Here is a 20,361-nt window from a genome sequence, read left to right as displayed (position 1 = left end):
CCATTTGCCTGGGCAAAACACTACCCAACCGCAAAGGGGCAGAGACGCCGTGGCGAACTGCGCAGCCGATCACGTGATCGGATTGTGACCTTTATGCCGCGAATCAGTGCTTCTCAGGACCCAGGTAGTACTCGAAGACCAGCCCGGCGACCGACGACAGGATGAACATCACCCCGGCCACGATCAGCCAGGGCAACCACAGCGCGATGCCCACCGCGGCCACCGAACCCGACAGCGCGATCAGGATCGGCCACCAGCTGTGCGGGCTGAAGAAGCCCAATTCGCCTGCTCCGTCGCTGATCTCGGCGCCCTCGTAGTCCTCGGGGCGGGTGTCGATGCGGCGGGCCACGAAGCGGAAGAAGGTGGCCACGATGAGCGCCAGGCCGCCCGTCAGCGCCAGCGCGGTGGTCCCCGCCCACTCCTCGCCGCCGGTGGCGAACAGCGCGGTCAGCACGCCGTAGAGCAGTGCGGTCAGAAAGAAGAACCCGGCGATGAACTCGAACAGCCTGGCTTCGATATGCATGTGGTGTCCTAACCTACTGGCTTCCGGCCAACTGACCGCGCTTGGAGTCGAACGGGTGCGTGGTCACCGCCACCGGAGACTGACCAATCGCCTGCAGCGCCTCGGCGTTGCTCTTGCCGTCCATCCGCTGCTGCAGGTAGGCCTTGAAGTCGTTGGGCGACACCACACGGACCTCGAAGTTCATCATCGAGTGATAGGTGCCGCAGAACTCGGCGCAGTGGCCGACGAACGCCCCGGGCGAGTTGATCTCCTCGACCTGGAACACGTGGATCGAGTTGTTCGCCTCGGCGTTGGGGATGACGTCGCGCTTGAACAGGAACTCGGGCACCCAGAAGGTGTGCACCACGTCCGCGGACGCCAGGTCGAATTCGATGCGCTTGCCGGTGGGCAGCACCAGCACCGGGATTTCGTCGCTGGAGCCCAGCGTCTCGACCTTGTCGAAGTTCAGATAGGTGCGGTCCGAGGTGTTCAGCCCGCGGACGGCCCCGACCCGCTCCTCGCCGTGCGCGTCCTTGCCTTCCGGCTTGGACACCATCGCCTTCTTGCGCTCCGGGTCGGCGCCGTCGTAGGTCAGCGTGCCGTCTTTGAAGTTGACCTTCTGATACCCGAACTTCCAGTTCCACTGGAAGGCCGTGACGTCGACCACCACCTCGGGGTCCTTGGCGATGTGCAGCATCTTCTCCTGCACCACCACGGTGAAGTAGAACAGCACCGAGATGATGAGGAACGGCGTCACCGTCAGCACCAGCTCCAACGGCATGTTGTAGCCGAACTGGCGGGGCAGCTCGGTGTCGGTCACCTTCTTGCGGTGGAACGCCGACGCCCAGAAGATCAGCCCGTACACGATGGCCCCGACCACCAGCGAGGCGATCACGGCGCCGATCCACAGCTCCCGGTTGAGGTGGGCCTGCGGGGTGATGCCCTTCGGCCAGCCCAGCGCCAGCGCGTCGGCCCAGCTGCTGCATCCGCTCAGCACGATCGCCAGCACACCCAGCGTCACGGCCAGCGCCAACGGCCGCAGCACCCTGCGCCCGACGCGGCCCGGAAACCTACCCTGCGACAAAGGTTGCGAACGGTCCTGCTCGCGAGGGGTCACGTCGGCGCCTCCTGCTCGGATATCGAATACTACGCAGCGTAGACCACGCGTCTGAACCGGGCGACGAAACCCCGGCCCGCCAGTCGGTCCCCGCGTTGGACGTGCGGCATACTGAGGCGCCGTGTGTGGTCTGCTGGCGTTCGTCGCCGCCCGAGCCGGTGCCGTCGGCGCCGACGACGCGATCGCGCGCGCCTCGCACCTGATGCGCCACCGCGGGCCCGACGAGCCGGGCACCTGGGCCGGCGCCGACGGCTCCGTCGTGTTCGGCTTCAACCGGCTGTCGATCATCGACATCGCCCATTCGCACCAGCCGCTGCGCTGGGGCCCGCCCGAGACGCCGGACCGCTACGAGCTGGTGTTCAACGGCGAGATCTACAACTACCTGGAGCTGCGCGACGAGCTGGCCGCCCACCACGGCGCGGTGTTCGCCACCGACGGGGACGGCGAGGCCATCGTCGCCGGCTTCCACCACTGGGGCACCGATGTATTGACCCGGCTGCGCGGCATGTTCGCGTTTGCGTTGTGGGACACCGTCACCCGCGAATTGTTCTGTGCCCGTGACCCTTTCGGCATCAAACCGCTGTTCGTGGCGACCGGCACCGGCGGCACCGCGGTGGCCAGCGAGAAGAAGTGCCTGCTGGAGCTGGCCGAGTTGATCGGGTTCGACACCGCGATCGATGAGCGCGCGGTGCAGCACTACACCGTCCTGCAGTACGTGCCGGAGCCCGAGACGCTGCACCGCGGGGTGCGACGGCTGGAATCGGGCTGTTATGCCCGGATCCGGCCCGGCGCGGCGCCCGACATCACCCGCTACTTCGTGCCCCGGTTCGCCGCCGTGCCCATCACCCGCGACACCGAACAGGCCCGCTACGACGAGATCACCGCGGTGCTCGAAGATTCGGTGGCCAAACACATGCGCGCCGACGTCACCGTCGGGGCGTTTCTGTCCGGCGGCATCGACTCGACCGCCATCGCGGCGCTGGCCATCCGGCACAACCCGCGGCTGATCACCTTCACCACCGGTTTCGAGCGCGAGGGATTCTCCGAGATCGACGTCGCGGTGGCCTCGGCGGAGGCGATCGGCGCCCGGCACATCGCCAAGGTGGTGCACCCCGACGAGTTCGTCGCCGCCCTGCCCGAGATCGTCTGGTACCTCGACGAGCCGGTGGCCGACCCGGCGCTGGTGCCGTTGTTCTTCGTCGCCCGGGAGGCCCGCAAGCACGTCAAGGTGGTGCTGTCCGGGGAGGGCGCCGACGAGCTGTTCGGCGGCTACACGATCTATCGGGAGCCGTTGTCGCTGCGGCCTTTCGACTACCTGCCGCGGCCGGTGCGGCGCTCGATGGGCAAGGTGTCCAAGCCGCTGCCGGACGGGATGCGCGGCAAGAGCCTGCTGCACCGCGGGTCGCTGACGCTCGAGGAGCGCTATTACGGCAACGCCCGCAGCTTCTCCGATGCGCAGCTGCGCGACGTGCTGCCCGGCTTCCGCGCGGAATGGACGCACACCGACGTCACCGCCGCACTGTACGCGCAGTCGATCGGCTGGGACCCGGTGGCGCGCATGCAGCACATCGACCTGTTCACCTGGCTGCGCGGGGACATCCTGGTCAAGGCCGACAAGATGACGATGGCCAACTCGCTGGAGCTGCGGGTGCCGTTCCTGGATCCCGAGGTGTTCGCCGTGGCGTCCCGGTTGCCGGTGGAGGCCAAGATCACCCGCACCACCACGAAGTACGCGTTGCGGCGGGCGCTGGAGCCGATCGTCCCGGCGCACGTGCTGCACCGGCCCAAGCTCGGCTTCCCGGTCCCGATCCGGCATTGGCTGCGCGCCGGCGAGCTGCTGGAGTGGGCCTACTCGATGGTGGCGTCGTCTCAGGCCGGTCACCTGGTGGACCTGGGCGCCGTGCGCCGGATGCTCGACGAGCACCGCAACGGCGTCAGCGATCACAGCCGCCGGCTGTGGACAGTGCTGATCTTCATGCTCTGGCACGCCATCTTCGTCGAGCACAGCGTGGTGCCGCAGATCGGCGAGCCGGTGTACCCGGTGCAGCTCTGAGCGCGTCTGCTCGGCAAAACGTCAGGCCAGCACCGCGGCGATCTCGGCGGCCGCGTCCTCGCCGTACGCGCCGGCCAGCCGGCTCTTGGCGACCTCCTGGTCCCAGGACCACTCCTGGGTTCCGGTGGATTCCAGCACCAGCACGGCGACCAGCGAGCCCAGCTGCGCCGAGCGTTCCAGGTTCAGCCCGGCGCTGCGCCCGGTCAGGAACCCGGCCCGGAACGCGTCGCCCACGCCGGTGGGGTCGGTTTGGCTGGTCTCGGGCACCACGCCGACGCGGGTGGTGGTGCCGTCGCGCTCGACGATGTCGACGCCCTTGGCGCCCAGCGTGGTCACCCGCAGCCCGACCTTCTGCTGCACGTCCGCCTCCGACCAGCCGGTCTTGGACAGCAGCAGCTCCCACTCGTAGTCGTTGGTGAACAGGTAGGCGGCGCCGTCGACCAGCTTGTCGATCTCTTCGCCGGACAGCCGGGGCAGCTGCTGGGACGGGTCGGCGGCGAACGGCAGGCCCAGCTTGCGGCACTCCTCGGTGTGCACCACCATCGCCTCCGGGTCGTTGGCGCCGATGATCACCAACTCCGGCTTGCCCAGCAACGACACCAGGTCGGCGAGCTTGATGTTGCGGGCCTCCGACATGGCGCCCGGATAGAAGGAGGCGATCTGGGCCATGTCCTGGTCGGTGGTGCACACGAACCGGGCGGTGTGCGCGGTCTGCGAGATCAGCACGTGGTCGCAGTTGACGCCGTGGCGCTGCAGCCAGTCGCGGTACTCGCCGAAGTCGTCGCCGGCCGCGCCGACCAGCGCCACGTCGCCGCCCAGCACCCCGATGGCGAAGGCGATGTTGCCGGCCACGCCGCCGCGGTGAATCACCAGGTCGTCGACCAAGAAGCTGAGGGACACCTTCTGCAGGTGCTCGGCCAGCAGGTGTTCGGAAAACCGGCCGGGGAAACGCATCAGATTGTCGGTTGCAATCGACCCTGTCACCGCGATCGTCACGAAATCTCCATCCTTCGTTAGTAAGGTTATCTAGCTTACTCAGGTGTTTCGACCGTCGCTGCGTGCACGGTCGGTGCAGGGTCTGCGCTAGCCTCCCTTAGGAACGACCTTGGGAACGGCTCAGCAACTCGACGGGCCGAACCCGCTCGCAGTCCCGTCACCACCGTAGGAGAACCACGATGGCAGGTCCGCACTCGCCGAACCACACCGTCGGCGGCCAAGGACCAACTCCCCCAAGCGAATCCCAGCCACTCGAGTTCCCGGACCACCCCAACGCCGGCGATACCGGCTACGCCGCGGCCCCGCAGGCGCCACCCGGTTCAGCCAATTATGCCGGTCCCCCACCCGCGCCCGCGCCGTACCCGCCGCGGCGATCCAAGCGGCGGCTGATCGTCGGCCTGGTGCTGGCCGTTGCGCTGGTCGCGGTGATGACGGTGGCCATCGTGTACGGGGTGCGCACCAACGGCGCCAACACCGGGGCGACGTTCTCCGAGGGCGCGGCCAAAACGGCGATCCAGGGCTATCTGGACGCGCTCGAGCATCGCGACATCGACGAGATCGCCCGCAACGCCCTGTGCGGCCTCTACGACGGCGTCCAGGACAAGCGGTCCGACCAGGCGCTGGCCAAGCTCAGCAGCGACGCGTTCCGCAAACAGTTCTCCGAGGTGCAGGTGACCTCGATCGACAAGATCGTCTACCTGTCGCAGTACCAGGCGCAGGCGTTGTTCAGCATGCGGGTGTCCCCGGTGAGCGGCGGCCCGGCGCGCGGGCAGGTGCAGGGCATCGCCCAGCTGCTGTTCCAGCGCGGCCAGATCATGGTGTGCTCGTACGTGCTGCGCACCGGCGGCTCGTACTAGAGGGCCTTCGCGATCAGCCGAAGCGTCTAGTTGAACGAGTCGCCGCAGGCGCAGGAGCCGGTGGCGTTGGGGTTGTCGATGGTGAACCCCTGCTTTTCGATGGTGTCCACGAAATCGATGGACGCGCCCTCGACATAGGGCGCGCTCATCCGGTCCACCGTCAGTGTCACACCCCCGAACTCCGCGGTCAGGTCGCCGTCCAGCGACCGGTCGTCGAAGAAGAGGTTGTAGCGCAGCCCAGCGCACCCACCCGGCTGGACCGCGATGCGCAGCGCCAGGTCGTCCCGCCCCTCCTGGTCCAGCAGGGACTTTGCCTTGGTGGCGGCGGCCTCGGTCAGGATCACGCCGTGGGTCTTGGCGTTCGACTCGTTTTGCACCGTCATTGCTTCTCCTACATGCCTCATTGTTGGGTGGCTTCGATCCGGCCCGGTATCGCCGGCGTGCGCACTGCGACCCGGACTTGGGCGAAAGTCCACTGCTTCAACGGTACCTTGACGGACCGCTATTCCCGAGTCGCGCCGCCGCAACCGAGGCCAGACCCATCAGCTGATTGGCGGCGTCGGCCTGGGCCAGCCGCGCCGATCCGGCGTGTTCGGCCATCGACAGCGCGGCCATGATGCCCGCCGAGCGCACGGTCGCGGTGTCCAGATCGACCTGGCCGGCCAGCACGATCACCGGAATCCCGCGCGGCCGGGCCGCGTCGGCGAGGAAACCCACCACCTTGCCGTGCAGCGACTGCTCGTCGAATCGGCCCTCGCCGGTGACGATCAACTCCGCCGTGTCCAGGTCGTCGGACAGCCGGGTGTGTTCGGCGATGATGGCCGCTCCCGACTCGCACCGGCCGCCCAGCGCCAACAGCCCGGCCCGATGCCGCCGGCGGCGCCCGCGCCCGGCTCGGCGCTGACGTCGCGCCCGGCGACCGCCTCCAGGATCAGCGCCCAGGCCTGCAGCCGGACTTCCAGCGCCGCGACCGTGGCGGTGTCGGCGCCCTTCTGCGGCCCGAACACCCGGGCCGCCCCCCACGGGCCCAGCAGCGGGTATTCGGTGTCGGAGGCGGCGATCAGTTCGACATTGCCCAGTTGCCGGCGGGCGGTGTCCAGGCCGCCGAGTTCGGCGATCATGCCCTGGCCGCCGTCGGTGCACGCGCTGCCGCCGAGTCCGACCACGATCCGGGTCGCCCCGACCCGCAGCGCCTCGGCGATCAGCTGGCCCACGCCTTTGCTGTGGGCCGCCATGGCGGTCTCCGGGGTGGGTGGACCGCCGAGCAGCGCCAACCCGCACGCCTGCGCGCACTCCAGGTAGGCGGTCGCCGACCCCCGATCGAAGACCCATTCGGCCTCCACCATGGCTTTCAGTGGCCCGGACACCCGCAGCCGGCGCGTCTCGCCCAGCCGGCTGGCCAGTACCTCGACGAAACCGGGACCGCCGTCGGACTGCGGGGCGACGATGAACCGGTCGCCGGGACGCGACCGGGTCCAGCCGGTCGCGATGGCGGCGGACGCCTCCAGCGCCGACATGCTGTCGGCATAACAGTCGGGGGCCACCAGAACTTGCATCGCGGGTAATTGAAGGCGGCCGGGGGCCAGGCTGGAGGCAGCATCATCCGAGGCCATCGACCCGTCGTCCATCAAAGGCAGCCGTTCATCACGTGTAAGAGTAGGGCCAACTGAGGCACTAACGCAGGTCTAATAGCAAGGCATTCCAGGCGAATTCCGGCGCGGCCCGGCCGCGAAGTAACCTGGCCCCTGTGAAGCTGTTGGGCCGAAAGAAGGACCAGGACGAAGACCTCGACGAGCAGACCGCCGCGTCGGGCGGATCCGACGTTGCTGGCGCCGCGGACGCCGCGTCCCGCGAGCCGCGCCGGACCGGCCGAAGGGTCGCCCACCCCAAGCGCAGCGAGGCCCGCCGCAACGCGCGCAAGGGGCCGTCGCACCCGCACCGATGACCGCCTCCGAGGCGCGGCCGCCGCAAGACGTTGGCGGCCCAAGCTCAGCCGCGAAGAGCGCCGCGCCGACAAGGCCGCCAATCGCGCCCGCATGTCGGAGCGGCGGGAACGCATGATGGCCGGCGAGGAGGGCTACCTGCTGCCGCGCGACCAGGGCCCGGTCCGGCGCTACGTGCGCGACATCGTGGACTCCCGGCGCAACCTGCTCGGCCTGTTCATGCCGTCGACGCTGTTCTTGATGTTCATCATGTTCGGCGTCCCGCAACTGCAGCTCTACATCTCTCCCGCAATGCTGGTGCTGATGGCAGTGATGAGTATCGACGGCCTGCTCCTGGGCCGCAAGGTCAGCAGGATGGTCGACGCCAAGTTCCCCAACAACACCGAAAGCCGTTGGAAGCTAGGCCTTTACGCGGCCGGCCGGGCCTCGCAGATGCGGCGGTTGCGGGCGCCGCGGCCCCAAGTCAAGCACGGCAGCAGTGTCGATTAGACCTCACCCGAAAGCCGGCTGACACCGGTGCGCACTTTGGTGCTCGGCGGGATCAGGTCAGGCAAGTCGCAGTGGGCGGAGGAAGCCGTCGCCGAGGGGCTGCCGGCCGGCCGGCGGGTTCGTTACCTGGCGCCCGGGCCGCCCGGCGCGCACGATGCGGCCTGGGCGCACCGGGTCGCCGAGCATCGCGACCGGCGGCCCGCGCACTGGTCGACGATCGAAACCGACGACATCGCAACCGAATTGCGCCGCTGTCCGCAGGTCCCCACCCTGGTCGACGACCTGGGCGGCTGGCTGACCGGCATGCTGGACCGGCACGACGGATGGCAGGGCGGCTCGGTGACCGCCCCGGTCGACGACGTGCTGGCCGCGGTCGCCGAGTTCGCCGCCGCGCTGGTGCTGGTCAGCCCGGAGGTTGGGCTGACTGTGGTGCCGGCCACCGCGTCCGCGCGCCGGTTCGCCGACGAGCTGGGCAGCCTCAACCAGCGCCTCGCGCGGCTGTGCGACCGGGTGGTGCTGGTGGTGGCCGGCCAGCCGGTGCCGATCAAAACGCCGGGGGTCTGATGGAATTCGCGACCGTCTCGCCGCCCGACCCGGGCGCGGCCGCCGCCGCCCGGGCGCGGCAGGACACCCTGACCAAACCGCGCGGCGCGCTAGGCCGGCTGGAGGACCTGTCGGTGTGGATCGCGGCCTGCCAGGGGCAGTGCCCGCCGCGGCAGTTCGAGCGGGCCCGGGTGGTGGTGTTCGCCGGTGATCACGGCGTCGCCCGGTGCGGCGTCTCGGCCTACCCGCCGGAGGTGACGGCCCAGATGGTCGCCAACTTCGACGCGGGCGGCGCCGCGATCAACGCGCTGGCCGGCGTCGCCGGGGCGAGCGTGCGCGTGGCGGACCTGGCGGTGGACGCAGACCCGCCCGACGATCGGATCGGCGCGCACAAGGTCCGCCGCGGTAGCGGCGACATCACGGTGCAGGACGCGTTGACCGCTGAGGAGACCGAGCGGGCGCTGTCCGCGGGTGCGGCCATCGCCGACGAGGAGGTCGACGCCGGCGCGGACCTGCTGATCGCCGGCGACATGGGGATCGGAAACACCACGGCCGCAGCGGTATTGGTGGCGGCGCTGACCAACGTCGAGCCGGTCGTGGCGGTGGGGTTTGGCACCGGCATCGACGACGCCGGGTGGGCGCGGAAGACGGCCGCGGTGCGCGACGCGCTCTTTCGGGCGCGACGGGTATTGCCCGACCCGGTCGCGCTGCTGCGCTGCGCCGGAGGCGCGGATCTGGCTGCGCTGGCGGGTTTTTGCGCGCAGGCCGCGGTGCGGCGCACCCCGCTGCTGCTCGACGGCATGGCGGTGACGGCGGCCGCGCTGGTCGCCGAGCACCTGGCGCCGGGCGCCCGGCTGTGGTGGCAGGCCGGGCACCGCTCCACCGAGCCGGGTCATGCGCTGGCGCTGACCGCGCTGGATCTGGAGCCGATTCTCGACCTGCGCATGCGGCTCGGTGAGGGCACCGGCGCCGCGCTGGCGCTGCCCATCGTGCGGGCCGCGGTGGCGGCCCTGTCGTCGATGGCGACCTTCGCCCAGGCCGGCGTGTCCGACCCGTCGACTCACCCGTGATGCGTTCGCTGGCAACGGCTTTCGCGTTCGGCACGGTGCTGCCCATGCCGGCCGGCGGCCGCGGGCCGATGGGCCGCGGCGCCATGACGGCGCTGCCGGTGGTAGGCCTCGCGCTGGGGGCGCTGGCCGCCGCCGTCGCGTGGGGCGGCGCGGTGGTGTTCGGCCGGTCCAGCCCGCTGGGCGGGCTGCTCGCCGTGGCCGCGCTGCTGTTGATCACCCGCGGCCTGCACATCGACGGCGTCGCCGACACGGCCGATGGCCTGGGCTGCTACGGCCCCCCGGACCGCGCGCGGGCGGTGATGCGGGACGGCTCGACCGGACCGTTCGGCGTGGCCGCCGTCGTCGTGGTGGTGATCGCGCAGGCGCTGGCGTTCTCCGCGCTCGCGGCGGGGCGGCCGGTTCCGGTCGGGGTGGCCGTGGCGGTGTTCGCCGGCCGGGTCGCCGCGGTGCTGGCCTGCCGTCGGACGGTGCCGGCGGCCGCCGGCAGCTCGCTGGGCGCCGCCGTCGCCGGCAGTCAGCCGGCGGCGGTGGCGGCGGCCTGGGTCGCGGTGCTTCTCGGCATGTCGCTGGTGGCCGGGCCGCGGCCGTGGCACGGACCGGTCGCGGTGCTGCTGGGCCTGGGCTGCGGCGGGGTGCTGGTGCGGCATTGCGTGCGCCGCTTCGGCGGCATCAGCGGTGACGTGCTGGGCGCGGCGATCGAGCTGACCGCGACGGTGAGCGCGGTAGCGCTCGCGGCCCTGGTGCGCGTCTAGCCCGCGCCGGCTCGGCTCGGCCGGCCGGCCGTGCCGGCTCGGCGGCTCAGCAACCCGCCGAGCGTGAAACTAGCTTCACGGTCGGAGCCCAGCGTGAAACTAACTTCACGCTCGCGGGCGAGCCGACAGTCGCGGGCGAGCCGACAGTCGCGGGCGGGGCGCCGACAGTCGCGGGCAGCCGGCGCCCGCGGGGCGCGAGCCCGCAAATCAGCCGAGCCGGGTCATCCAGCCGTGGGTGTCGGCGAAGGTGCCCCGCTGAATCCCGGTGAGCGTGTCGCGCAATGCCATCGTCACTTCGCCGGGCTGGCCGTCGGCGATGGTGAACTCCGTCTCGCCGTACTTGACGTGCGACACCGGCGTGATGACGGCGGCGGTGCCGCAGGCGAACACCTCGGTGATCTCACCGGCGGCGGCCTTCTTCTGCCACTCGTCGATGTCGATCTTGCGTTCCTCGACGGCGAAGCCGGCGTCAATTGCCAACTGCAGCAACGAGTCTCGCGTTATACCGGGCAGCAGCGAGCCGGACAGCTCGGGGGTGACCAGCCGTGCCGAGCCGCCGCTGCCGAACACGAAGAAGATGTTCATCCCGCCCATCTCCTCGACGAAGCGCCGCTCGACGGCGTCCAGCCACACCACCTGGTCGCAGCCGTTGGCCGCGGCCTCGGCCTGCGCGGACAGCGAGGCCGCGTAGTTGCCACCGAACTTGGCCGCCCCGGTGCCGCCCGGGCTGGCCCGCACGTACTCCGTCGACACCCAGACGGTGACCGGACTGATGCCGCCCTTGAAGTAGGCGCCGGCCGGGGAGGCGATCAGCAGGTAGCGGTATTGCTTGGAGGGCCGCACCCCGAGCCCGGGCTCGGTGGCGATGACGAACGGCCGCAGATACAGCGCCTCTTCGCCGCCGGCGGCCGGTACCCAGGCGTTGTCGACGGCGATCAGCTGGCGCAGCGATTCCAGGAACAGCTCCTCGGGCAGCTCGGGAATCGCCAGCCGCCGCGCCGAGGACCGCAACCGGGCGGCGTTGGCCTGGGCGCGAAACGACACGATGGAGCCGTCCGCCCAGCGGTAGGCCTTGAGCCCTTCGAAGATCTCCTGCGCGTAGTGCAACACGATCGCCGACGGGTCCAGCTCGATCGGGCCGTACGGGATGACGCGCGCGTCATGCCAGCCCCGTCCGGCCTCGGTCTCGTCGTACTCGATCGACACCATGTGGTCGGTGAAGTATTTGCCGAAACCCGGCTCGGCCAGGATGGTTTCGCGTTCGCCGTCGGTCGCCGGACGTGTCGAGCGCGAAACCGTGAACTCGAGGGAGCCACTGGTCATCCGCTGATTGTATATCCGGGCGTCCGATCGGATTTTGCCCGCGCGACCGCGCCGCTACCGGGTTTTCACCGCGACGAACGGGGGCCGCACCACCTCGCACGTGGCGGCGCGGCCGCGGACGTCGACGGTGACTTCCTGACCGTCCCGCACGTCGGCGTCGGTGTCGATCAGCGCCAGCGCGATCCCGGCCTGCAGCGTCGGGGAGAACGTGCCCGAGGTGGTCACCCCGACCGGCGTGTCACCGACGAGCACCGTCAGCCCGGCCCGCAGCACGCCGCGGCCCACCATCCGCAGCCCGCGCAGCAGCCGTCGCGGCCCGGCCTCCTTCTCGGCCAGCAGCGCGTCGCGGCCGAAGAACGCCTGCTTTTTCCAGCCGATCGCCCAGCCGCATCGGGCCTGCAGCGGCGAAATGTCCGGTGACAGTTCGTGGCCGTGCAGCGGGTAACCCATCTCGGTGCGCAGCGTGTCGCGGGCGCCCAGGCCGGCCGGTTGGCCGCCGGCCTGCGACACCGCCGCGGCCAGGGCGTCGAACACCACGCCGGCGGACTCCCACGGCGGCAGCAGCTCGTAGCCGTGCTCGCCGGTGTAGCCGGTGCGGCAGACGCGCACCGGCACCTGCCGGAACGAGGTGTCGGCGTAGGCCATGTAATCCATGTCGCTCGGCAGGCCCAGCTCGGCGAGCACGTCGGCCGAGCGCGGCCCCTGCACGGCCAGCACGGCATACGAGCGATGCAGGTTACTGATGGTCACCCCGGCCGGGGCGGCGCCCTGCAGCGCCTCGACCACGGCGGCGGTGTTGGCGGCGTTGGGCACCAAAAAGATCTCGTCGTCGTCGACGTAGTAGGCGATCAGGTCGTCGATGACTCCCCCGGATTCGTTGCAGCACAACGTGTATTGCGCCTTGCCCGGCCCGATCCGGTTCAGGTCGTTGGTGAGCGCGGAGTTGACGAACCGCGCCGCGCCCGTCCCGCGGACCAGCGCCTTGCCCAGATGGCTGACGTCGAACAGGCCGACGGCGTTGCGCGTCGCGTTGTGCTCGCTGACGGTGCCCGCATACGACACCGGCATCAGCCAACCCCCGAACTCGGCGAAACTGGCGCCCAGGTCGCGGTGGCGGTCTTCCAGCGGTCCGTGCAGCAGGTCGGCTTCGTTGCTCACGACTTCTCACCCTAGCCAGCCGCGACCGGCGGACCGTTAGGGTGATGCGGATGAGCACAGAACCCGGTTACGCCTCCCCCGTCGTCAACGTCGCCTCCTCGCTGCCCCGCCGCGCCGCCGCGTCCACCGTGCTGATCGTGCCTGTCGTCTCCACCGGCGACGACGACAAGCCGGGCGCCGTCGTCACGTCGGCCGGGTCGTTCCTGTCCTCCGACGCGGTCGCCGAGATCGAATCCGGCCTGCGGGCGCTGGCGGCCACCGGCGGCGCCGAACAACTGCACCGGCTGGTGGTGGGATCGCTGCCGGTGTCCAGCGTGCTGACCGTCGGCCTGGGCAAGCCGCGATCCGAGTGGCCGGCCGACACCGTCCGCCGTGCCGCGGGGGTGGCCGCGCGGTCGCTGTCCAACACCGAGACGGTGTTCACCACGCTGGCGGCGCTGCCCGGCGAGGGCGTGGCCTCGGCCGCCGTCGAGGGCCTGATCCTGGGCAGCTACCGGTTCACCGAATTCCGCAGCGCCAAGACCGCCCCGAAAGACAAAGGGCTGCAAAAGATCACGGTGCTGACCACCGCCAAGGACGCCAAGCAGGAGGTCGCGCACGGTGCGGCCGTCGCGACCGCGGTCGCCACCGCCCGCGATCTGGTCAACACCCCGCCCAGTCACCTGTTTCCCGCCGAATTCGCCAAGCGGGCAAGGGCTTTGGGTGAGTCCGTCGGCCTCGAGGTGGAGGTGCTCGACGAGAAGGCGCTGCAAAAGGGCGGCTACGGAGGGATTCTGGGCGTCGGCCAGGGTTCGTCGCGCCCGCCGCGGCTGGTGCGGCTGATCCACCGCGGTTCGCGGCTGGCCAAGAAATCCAAGCAGGCGAAAAAGGTGGCGCTGGTCGGCAAGGGCGTCACCTTCGACACCGGCGGCATCTCGATCAAGCCGGCGGCCTCGATGCATCACATGACCTCGGACATGGGCGGGGCCGCCGCCGTCATCGCCACCGTGGCGCTGGCCGCGCAGCTTCAGCTGCCGATCGACGTGATCGCCACCGTGCCGATGGCGGAGAACATGCCGTCGGGCACCGCGCAGCGGCCCGGCGATGTGCTGACGCAGTACGGCGGCACCACCGTCGAGGTGCAGAACACCGACGCCGAGGGCCGGCTGATTCTGGCCGACGCCATCGTGCGGGCCTGCGAGGACAACCCGGACTACCTGATCGAGACCTCCACGCTGACCGGCGCGCAGACCGTCGCGCTGGGCGCCCGGATCCCCGGCGTGATGGGCAGCGACGAGTTCCGCGACCGGGTGGCGGCGATCTCGCAGCGGGTCGGTGAGAACGGCTGGCCGATGCCGCTGCCCGACGAGCTCAAGGAGGACCTGAAGTCCACGGTGGCCGACCTGTCGAACATCAGCGGGCAGCGCTTCGCCGGCATGCTGGTGGCCGGCGTGTTCCTGCGCGAGTTCGTCGCCGACGGGGTGGGCTGGGCGCACATCGACGTGGCCGGCCCGGCCTACAACACCGGCAGCCCGTGGGGTTATTCGCCCAAGGGCGCCACCGGGGTGCCGACGCGCACCATGTTCGCGGTGCTCGAAGACATCGCCGCGAACGGCTAAGCGCCCCAGCGCGATCCCGCCGCGCCCGTCGAGCGTCATTCCGCCGCGCCCGTCGAGCGTCACGCTGGCGCCCGTCGAGCGTCACGCTGGCGTGGCTCGGCCCGCCGGGCGCCACGCTGGCGTGACGCTCGGCGGCCGAGGAAAGCTCGCGAACTACTTCGTCAGCACGACATGGCCACCGCGTCGGAGGCCATGAGCTAGGTCACCTGATTCGGCTCCTGCCGTTCGGCCAGCGCCGCCAGCCGCAGCAGGCACTCCTGGTTTCGGGGGTAAACCGCCAGCAGCGCAAGCTGATTCGGGATCAGCCGTACCGATCCGCGGGCCGGCACTTCGATCATCTCCACCCGGCATCCCACCCGGGTTGCGTGCAGCCGCAAGGTGATTCGCGCGGCGCCCAGGGGTCCCAGGTGGGCGCGCAGCACCAGCTCGTGTGGGGGGTCGGAGCGCTCCACCACCGTCGCGTCGTTGATGACGAGCGGCCACACCCCGACGGAATGCCGGATCGAGGCGCCGGGATTCGGCCAGTCCGCATCCACCGCGCGGGTGCGGCTGTTGCCCACCACCCATTGCGTGTAGGTCCAGCCCTGGGCAATTACCTCCCAGACCCGCTCACACGGCGCGGCGACCTCGCGCGTGGCAGTAATCACCGGCCCACCCCTTCACGTCTTTGGTTTGGGCCGCGGATACCCGCGATTCGGTGGGTTACTCGCCGCCCGGGTCGGGTTTACCGGGGGCACGCGGCGGTTAATCTGCTATCGCTCGGCCCGGACAGGGCCCGACGAGAAAGGCGAAACCATGACGGTGCGACGGCTGATCATCGGTGTGGGCGCCGTGCTGTTGCTGGCCGGAGTCATCGGGCTGCTGGCGCCGGTGTCGGTTTCCGACGGCAACGGCCACTCCATCGGATGCGGGAACGCGGTCGTGACGGATCTTTCCGCGGCCCGCAACGCCAACGACAACAGCGTTGCCAACGTTCCGATCCTCAACCAGATCGTCCCGCACACCGACTATGTGGCGCAGTGCCAGTCCTCGGTGGGCGGCCGGCGCGCGTGGACGATACCGCTGGCGGTGCTGGGCATCATCGCGATCGGCGCGACGCTATTGACCGGGCGCCGCGGCGCGGCCACCGGCGCTTAACCAAAGGACGCTTCGCCTCAGACGTTAGCCTCGGACGTTTAGCCTCAGATCACCCGCAGCCGCGCGGCATTGCGCAACCCCTGCGGCATCACCCGCGAAAGGCCGTACAGCGCATAGGCTTCCGGCGCCACCGGGCGGATCGGCTTCTTCTTCTGCACCGACGACAGGATGGCGTCGGCCACCTTGTCGGGCCCGTAGTGGCGCAGCGCGAACATCTTTCCCAGCTGCCCGCGCCGGTCGTCGACCCGTTCGGCCCGGGCGCCCGCCGGCGCGTCGAATCTGGTGGTGTTGATGATGTTGGTGTCGATCAGGCCCGGGCAGATGGTGGTCAGTCCCACCCCGGCGGCGTCGAGTTCGGCGCGCAGGCAGTCGGAGAACATGAAGGTCGCCGCCTTGGACGTGCAGTAGGCGCTCAGCGACTGCAGCGGGGCGTAGGCGGCCATCGACGATACGTTGACGAGGTGACCGCCGGTGCCGCGCTGCACCATTCGCCGCGCGAACGACCGGCAGCCGTTGACCACCCCGCCCAGGTTGACCGCGAGCACCCGGTCGAACTCCTCGGCGGGGGTGTCCAGGAATCCGCCCGCCTGCCCGATGCCGGCGTTGTTGACGACGATGTCGGGCACGCCGTGCGCGGCGCTGACCCGCTCGGCGAACTCCTCCACCGCCTGCGCGTCGGACACGTCGAGCACGTAGGCGTGCGCGACGCCGCGGCCGGCGATCTCGGCGGCGGTGGCCTTGACGGCCGCCTCGTCGATATCGCTGACGATCAGCTCGGCGCCTTCGCGGGCGAAGGCGAACGCGGTCGCCCGGCCGATGCCGCTGCCGGCGCCGGTGACCGACACCAGGGTGTCGCCGAACGCCTTGCGGGGACGCCCCACCTGCGCGCGCAGCAGCGCGCGGCTGGCCGGCTTGCCCTCGGCCATATCGGCGAAGTCGTGCACCACCGCGGCCATCACCTGCGGATGCGACATCGGCGAGAAGTGTCCGGCCCGGATGTCGCGACGCCACAGCCGAGGCACGAACCGTGGCGTGTGGTCGTAGCCGTACGGCCGCACGTACCGGTCCTCGGTGTTGACGATCAGCTGCACCGGCACGTCGATGACGGCCACACCCTGTTTGCGGATGGCAAACGAGCGAAAGTAGTTGGCGGGATAGGTTTTCACCGCGCGGGCCGCGTCGGCGGCCAGGCGGTCGGAGTGGTGGATCTGCTCGACGGGAATGTTGTCGACGGCGTTGCGCCGCAGCGCCGGGATCGACAGGGTGAGCCGCAGGACCAACGGCGCGAGCACCGGGATGGACAGCAGGATCATGTAGCTCAGCCGCAACGCCTGGCCGAGCGCGCGGGCGAAGGCGCGCGGCCGCCAGGGCGCCCGCAGCCCGCTGAAGATGTAGTCGACCAGCTGGTCCTGGCTGGGCCCGGACACCGAGGTGAAGGTGGCGACCCGGTCGTTGGCGCCGGGACGCTTGAGGTAGTGCCACACCCCGACCGAGCCCCAGTCGTGGGCCAGCACGTGTACGGGCCCGCCCGGGCTGAGTTCGCCGATCACCGCGGCGAAGTCGTCGGCGAAGCGGTCCATGCGGTAGGCCGACACCGGCTTGGGCGCCGACGACGCACCGACCCCGCGGTTGTCGTAGCGCAGGATCCGGAACCGCTCGGCCAGCAGCGGAACGACCCCGTCCCACAGCACGTGCGAGTCGGGAAAGCCGTGCACCAGCACGACGGTCGGGCCCTCGGGGTTGCCCTCGTCGTAGACCGCGATGCGGGTGCCGTCGGCGCTGTGCACGAAATGCTGGGGCGAGTGTTGTGGTGCCGGCATCGGACCTCCCCGGTCTGGCTCCCGCTGTGGGCCGCGGCGCTGGGGCCGCGGTGGCCACACGGTAGCAAGCGTGACCGGGGTCACCCGAGCCGCGAGCCGGATCTGCCCTGGATGTGTGCCGGCGCGGGCGCAGTGACAGGATAGTTTTGGATTGCGACTTCGCCTTCCGCGAGCGAGCTGATCGACCCGCCCCGACCCACGAGCGATCGAGGAGTCAGAAGAGATGGCCTTCTCCGTCCAGATGCCGGCACTCGGTGAGAGCGTCACCGAGGGGACGGTCACCCGCTGGCTCAAGCAGGAAGGGGACACGGTCGAACTCGACGAGCCGCTGGTCGAGGTGTCCACCGACAAGGTCGACACCGAGATCCCGTCGCCTGCCGCGGGTGTGCTGACCAAGATCATCGCCCAGGAAGACGACACCGTGGAGGTGGGCGGCGAACTGGCCGTGATCGGCGACGCGGCCGACGACGGCGCCGCCGGCGGCGGGGCGCAGGCCCCCAGCCAGCCGAGCCAGCCGCAAGCACCGGCCCAGCCCGAGTCCCAGGCACAGGAACCGGCCCAGGCCCAGCCCGAGGCCCCGGCCCAGCCGCAGGCGCCGGCCCAGCCGGCGCCGCAGGAGTCGGGTGGCGGCGCCGCCACCCCGGTGTTGATGCCCGAGCTGGGCGAGTCGGTGACCGAGGGCACCGTGACCCGCTGGCTCAAGAAGGTCGGGGATTCGGTCCAGGTCGACGACGCGCTGGTCGAGGTGTCCACCGACAAGGTCGACACCGAGATCCCGTCGCCGGTGGCCGGCGTGCTGATCAGCATCACGGCCGAGGAGGACAGCACCGTGCCGGTCGGCGGCGAGCTGGCCCGCATCGGCACCGGCGCCCAGGCGCCCGCCCCCGCTGCGCCCCAACCCCCGCCGGCACCCAAGCCCGAACCGAAACCCGAACCGGCACCCCAACCCAGGCGCAGCCCGCGCCACAGCCCCAGCCGCAAGCCAGCCGGCGCCCGAGCCGAAAGCCCAACCGGCGCAAGCCCAACCGGCTCAAGCCCAGCCGGCCGCCGGCGGCGAGGGCACCCCCTACGTGACACCGCTGGTGCGAAAGCTGGCCGCCGAGAACAACATCGACCTGTCGTCGATCACCGGCACCGGGGTGGGCGGTCGCATCCGCAAGCAAGACGTCCTGGCCGCCGCCGAGCAGAAGCAGCGGCAACAACAGGCCGCCGCCCAGCCGTCGGCCGCACCGGCCCCCGCGGCCGCCGAGGCCCGCAAGCCCGCCGCGCCGACCCCGGCGCCGGCGCTGGCGCATCTGCGCGGCACCACCCAGAAGGCCAGCCGGATCCGTCAGATCACCGCGGCCAAGACGCGCGAATCCCTGCTTGCCACAGCCCAACTCACCCAGACCCATGAGGTCGACATGACCAGGCTGGTCGGATTGCGGGCCCGGGCCAAGGCGGCGTTCGCCGAGCGCGAGGGGGTGAACCTGACGTTCCTGCCGTTCATCGCCCGCGCGGTGATCGACGCGCTGAAGATCCACCCCAACATCAACGCCAGTTACAACGAGGAAACCAAGGAGATCACCTACTACGACGCCGAGCACCTCGGCTTCGCGGTCGACACCGAACAGGGGCTGCTGTCCCCCGTCGTGCACAACGCCGGCGACCTGTCGCTGGCCGGGCTGGCCCGGGCGATCGCCGACATCGCCGCGCGCGCCCGGTCGGGCAACCTCAAGCCCGACGAGCTGTCCGGCGGCACCTTCACGATCACCAACATCGGCAGCCAGGGCGCGCTGTTCGACACCCCGATCCTGGTCCCGCCGCAGGCCGCCATGCTGGGCACCGGGGCGATCGTCAAGCGGCCGCGGGTGATCGTCGACGAGTTCGGCAACGAGTCGATCGGCGTGCGCTCGATCTGCTACCTGCCGCTGACCTACGACCACCGGCTGATCGACGGCGCCGACGCCGGCCGCTTCCTGACCACCATCAAGCACCGGCTCGAAGAGGGAGCATTCGAGGCCGACCTCGGGCTGTGAGAAGGGCGGTCGAACGTTGGCTCGCGCTGGGCAAAAGGCCGTCATCGCCATTGCGGGTTCGTCCGGCCTGATCGGCTCGGCGCTGGCGGCGGCCCTGCGCGCCGACGACCATCGGGTGCTGCGCATCGTGCGCCGGGCACCGGCGAACGGCGACGAGCTGTCCTGGAATCCCGAGAGCGGCGATCTGGATCCCGACGCGCTGCGCGGCGTCGACGCCGTCGTCAACCTGTGCGGGGTGAACATCGGCAAGCGGCGATGGTCGGGGGCCTTCAAACAGAGCCTGCGCGACAGCCGCATCACCCCCACCGAGGTCCTCGCGCACGCCGTCGCCGCCGCCGGGGTGGCGACCCTGGTCAACGCCAGCGCGGTGGGCTTCTACGGCAACACCAAGGACCGCGTGGTCGACGAAAACGACCGCGCCGGAACCGGTTTCCTGGCCCAGCTGTGCCAGGACTGGGAGGCGGCCACGCTGCCGGCGCAGTACGGCGGCGCCCGGGTGGTGCTGGCCCGCACCGGGCTGGTGTTCTCCCCCGCCGGTGGCGCGCTGGGCCGGTTGCGGCCCCTGTTCCGCACCGGCCTGGGCGCCCGGCTGGGCAGTGGGCGGCAGTACATGTCGTGGATCACGCTGGAAGACGAGGTGCGGGCCCTGCTGTTCGCGATCTTCGAGCCCGCGCTGTCCGGCCCGGTGAACATGACCGGGCCGGCCCCGGTCACCAACGCCGAATTCACCACCGCGTTCGGTCGGGCGGTCAACCGCCCGACCCCGTTGATGCTGCCCGGTTTCGCCGTCCGCGCCGCGCTCGGGGAGTTCGCCGACGAGGGCCTGCTGACCGGCCAGCGCGCCATCCCCGCCGCGCTGGAGCGCACCGGATTCGTGTTCCACCACAACACCATTGGCGAGGCGCTGGGCTACGCCACCGCCCGGCCCGCCCACGACTGACCCCGCCCGGATTGGGCCCGACCGGGCCGGGCCGAGTACCGTCGC

The 20,361-nt window shown here is 70.7% G+C and carries 16 protein-coding genes and 3 pseudogenes; 10 read left to right on the top strand and 9 right to left on the bottom strand.

All coding sequences use genetic code 11. The annotated features are described in order from the left end of the window. Positions 1–103 precede the first annotated feature (103 nt). Complete coding sequence (locus NF20_RS06950) at positions 104–523, bottom strand: cytochrome c oxidase subunit 4 (RefSeq protein WP_003872269.1); 420 nt, start codon at positions 521–523, stop codon at positions 104–106. 13 nt (positions 524–536) lie between these two features. Continuing rightward, the gene (locus NF20_RS06945) at positions 537–1,619 is read right to left on the bottom strand and encodes a cytochrome c oxidase subunit II (protein ID WP_033713329.1); all 1,083 of its coding nucleotides are present in this window, start codon (positions 1,617–1,619) and stop codon (positions 537–539) included. 121 nt (positions 1,620–1,740) lie between these two features. Between NF20_RS06945 and asnB the strand changes: the two genes are divergently transcribed. Continuing rightward, a complete protein-coding gene (gene asnB, locus NF20_RS06940; RefSeq protein ID WP_033713328.1) occupies positions 1,741–3,672 on the top strand; it encodes an asparagine synthase (glutamine-hydrolyzing) in 1,932 nt (643 codons plus the stop codon). Between the two features lie 21 nt (positions 3,673–3,693). Here asnB and NF20_RS06935 read toward each other — a convergent pair whose 3' ends face one another. After that, entirely contained in the window at positions 3,694–4,668 is a 975-nt protein-coding gene (locus NF20_RS06935; protein ID WP_033713325.1) for a carbohydrate kinase family protein, read from the bottom strand. 179 nt (positions 4,669–4,847) lie between these two features. Here NF20_RS06935 and NF20_RS06930 point away from each other — a divergent pair, with 179 nt between their 5' ends. Further along, on the top strand, positions 4,848–5,525 hold the full coding sequence (locus NF20_RS06930; protein ID WP_033713324.1) for a hypothetical protein: 678 nt from the start codon (positions 4,848–4,850) through the stop codon (positions 5,523–5,525). A gap of 26 nt (positions 5,526–5,551) precedes the next feature. Here the strand turns inward: NF20_RS06930 and NF20_RS06925 are convergent, their stop codons facing one another. Both NF20_RS06925 and NF20_RS06920 read right to left on the bottom strand, forming a co-directional pair. Further along, entirely contained in the window at positions 5,552–5,908 is a 357-nt protein-coding gene (locus tag NF20_RS06925) for a HesB/IscA family protein (RefSeq protein ID WP_003872274.1), read from the bottom strand. Between the two features lie 97 nt (positions 5,909–6,005). Continuing rightward, a pseudogene (locus tag NF20_RS06920) lies at positions 6,006–7,081 on the bottom strand (glycerate kinase). A 191-nt stretch (positions 7,082–7,272) separates the two neighbouring features. Between NF20_RS06920 and NF20_RS06915 the strand changes: the two are divergent. From NF20_RS06915 to NF20_RS06900, 4 genes and pseudogenes are all read left to right on the top strand, one after another. Next, positions 7,273–7,957, top strand: a pseudogene (locus NF20_RS06915) (DUF3043 domain-containing protein). A 27-nt stretch (positions 7,958–7,984) separates the two neighbouring features. Then, the gene (locus tag NF20_RS06910) at positions 7,985–8,521 is read left to right on the top strand and encodes a bifunctional adenosylcobinamide kinase/adenosylcobinamide-phosphate guanylyltransferase (protein WP_033713320.1); all 537 of its coding nucleotides are present in this window, start codon (positions 7,985–7,987) and stop codon (positions 8,519–8,521) included. Next, on the top strand, positions 8,518–9,570 hold the full coding sequence (gene cobT, locus NF20_RS06905; protein ID WP_164999930.1) for a nicotinate-nucleotide--dimethylbenzimidazole phosphoribosyltransferase: 1,053 nt from the start codon (positions 8,518–8,520) through the stop codon (positions 9,568–9,570). The genes NF20_RS06910 and cobT overlap by 4 nt, the downstream gene beginning before the upstream one ends. Further along, the gene (locus NF20_RS06900) at positions 9,567–10,322 is read left to right on the top strand and encodes an adenosylcobinamide-GDP ribazoletransferase (protein WP_033713318.1); all 756 of its coding nucleotides are present in this window, start codon (positions 9,567–9,569) and stop codon (positions 10,320–10,322) included. Before cobT ends, NF20_RS06900 begins: the two co-directional genes overlap by 4 nt. 207 nt (positions 10,323–10,529) lie before the next feature. On the opposite strand, the gene NF20_RS06895 is transcribed toward NF20_RS06900, so the two are convergent. Both NF20_RS06895 and gcvT read right to left on the bottom strand, forming a co-directional pair. Further along, positions 10,530–11,645: a branched-chain amino acid aminotransferase gene (locus NF20_RS06895; RefSeq protein ID WP_033713317.1), complete on the bottom strand. Its 1,116-nt coding sequence runs from the start codon at positions 11,643–11,645 to the stop codon at positions 10,530–10,532. Positions 11,646–11,699: 54 nt separating this feature from the next. Beyond that, complete coding sequence (gene gcvT, locus NF20_RS06890) at positions 11,700–12,803, bottom strand: glycine cleavage system aminomethyltransferase GcvT (RefSeq protein WP_019733889.1); 1,104 nt, start codon at positions 12,801–12,803, stop codon at positions 11,700–11,702. A gap of 50 nt (positions 12,804–12,853) precedes the next feature. Here gcvT and NF20_RS06885 point away from each other — a divergent pair, with 50 nt between their 5' ends. After that, positions 12,854–14,401 carry a leucyl aminopeptidase gene (locus NF20_RS06885; RefSeq protein WP_033713316.1) on the top strand — a complete coding sequence of 516 codons (1,548 nt, stop codon included), beginning with the start codon at positions 12,854–12,856 and terminating at the stop codon, positions 14,399–14,401. 197 nt (positions 14,402–14,598) lie between these two features. On the opposite strand, the gene NF20_RS06880 is transcribed toward NF20_RS06885, so the two are convergent. Then, a complete protein-coding gene (locus NF20_RS06880) occupies positions 14,599–15,048 on the bottom strand; it encodes an SRPBCC family protein (RefSeq protein ID WP_011724700.1) in 450 nt (149 codons plus the stop codon). A 148-nt stretch (positions 15,049–15,196) separates the two neighbouring features. Here NF20_RS06880 and NF20_RS06875 point away from each other — a divergent pair, with 148 nt between their 5' ends. Continuing rightward, complete coding sequence (locus NF20_RS06875; RefSeq protein ID WP_003878156.1) at positions 15,197–15,538, top strand: hypothetical protein; 342 nt, start codon at positions 15,197–15,199, stop codon at positions 15,536–15,538. Between the two features lie 44 nt (positions 15,539–15,582). Here the strand turns inward: NF20_RS06875 and NF20_RS06870 are convergent, their stop codons facing one another. Then, positions 15,583–17,358 carry an SDR family oxidoreductase gene (locus NF20_RS06870; RefSeq protein ID WP_033713315.1) on the bottom strand — a complete coding sequence of 592 codons (1,776 nt, stop codon included), beginning with the start codon at positions 17,356–17,358 and terminating at the stop codon, positions 15,583–15,585. Between the two features lie 223 nt (positions 17,359–17,581). Between NF20_RS06870 and sucB the strand changes: the two are divergent. Both sucB and NF20_RS06860 read left to right on the top strand, forming a co-directional pair. Continuing rightward, a pseudogene (sucB, locus tag NF20_RS06865) lies at positions 17,582–19,376 on the top strand (2-oxoglutarate dehydrogenase, E2 component, dihydrolipoamide succinyltransferase). A 16-nt stretch (positions 19,377–19,392) separates the two neighbouring features. Then, the gene (locus NF20_RS06860; RefSeq protein ID WP_033713312.1) at positions 19,393–20,316 is read left to right on the top strand and encodes a TIGR01777 family oxidoreductase; all 924 of its coding nucleotides are present in this window, start codon (positions 19,393–19,395) and stop codon (positions 20,314–20,316) included. Positions 20,317–20,361 lie beyond the last annotated feature (45 nt).

Source organism: Mycobacterium sp. MAC_080597_8934 (assembly GCF_000523975.1).
Lineage (GTDB): Bacteria > Actinomycetota > Actinomycetes > Mycobacteriales > Mycobacteriaceae > Mycobacterium > Mycobacterium avium.
The sequence above is the reverse complement of the archived record's forward strand: the minus strand, read 5'-3'. Positions and strand labels throughout refer to the sequence as shown.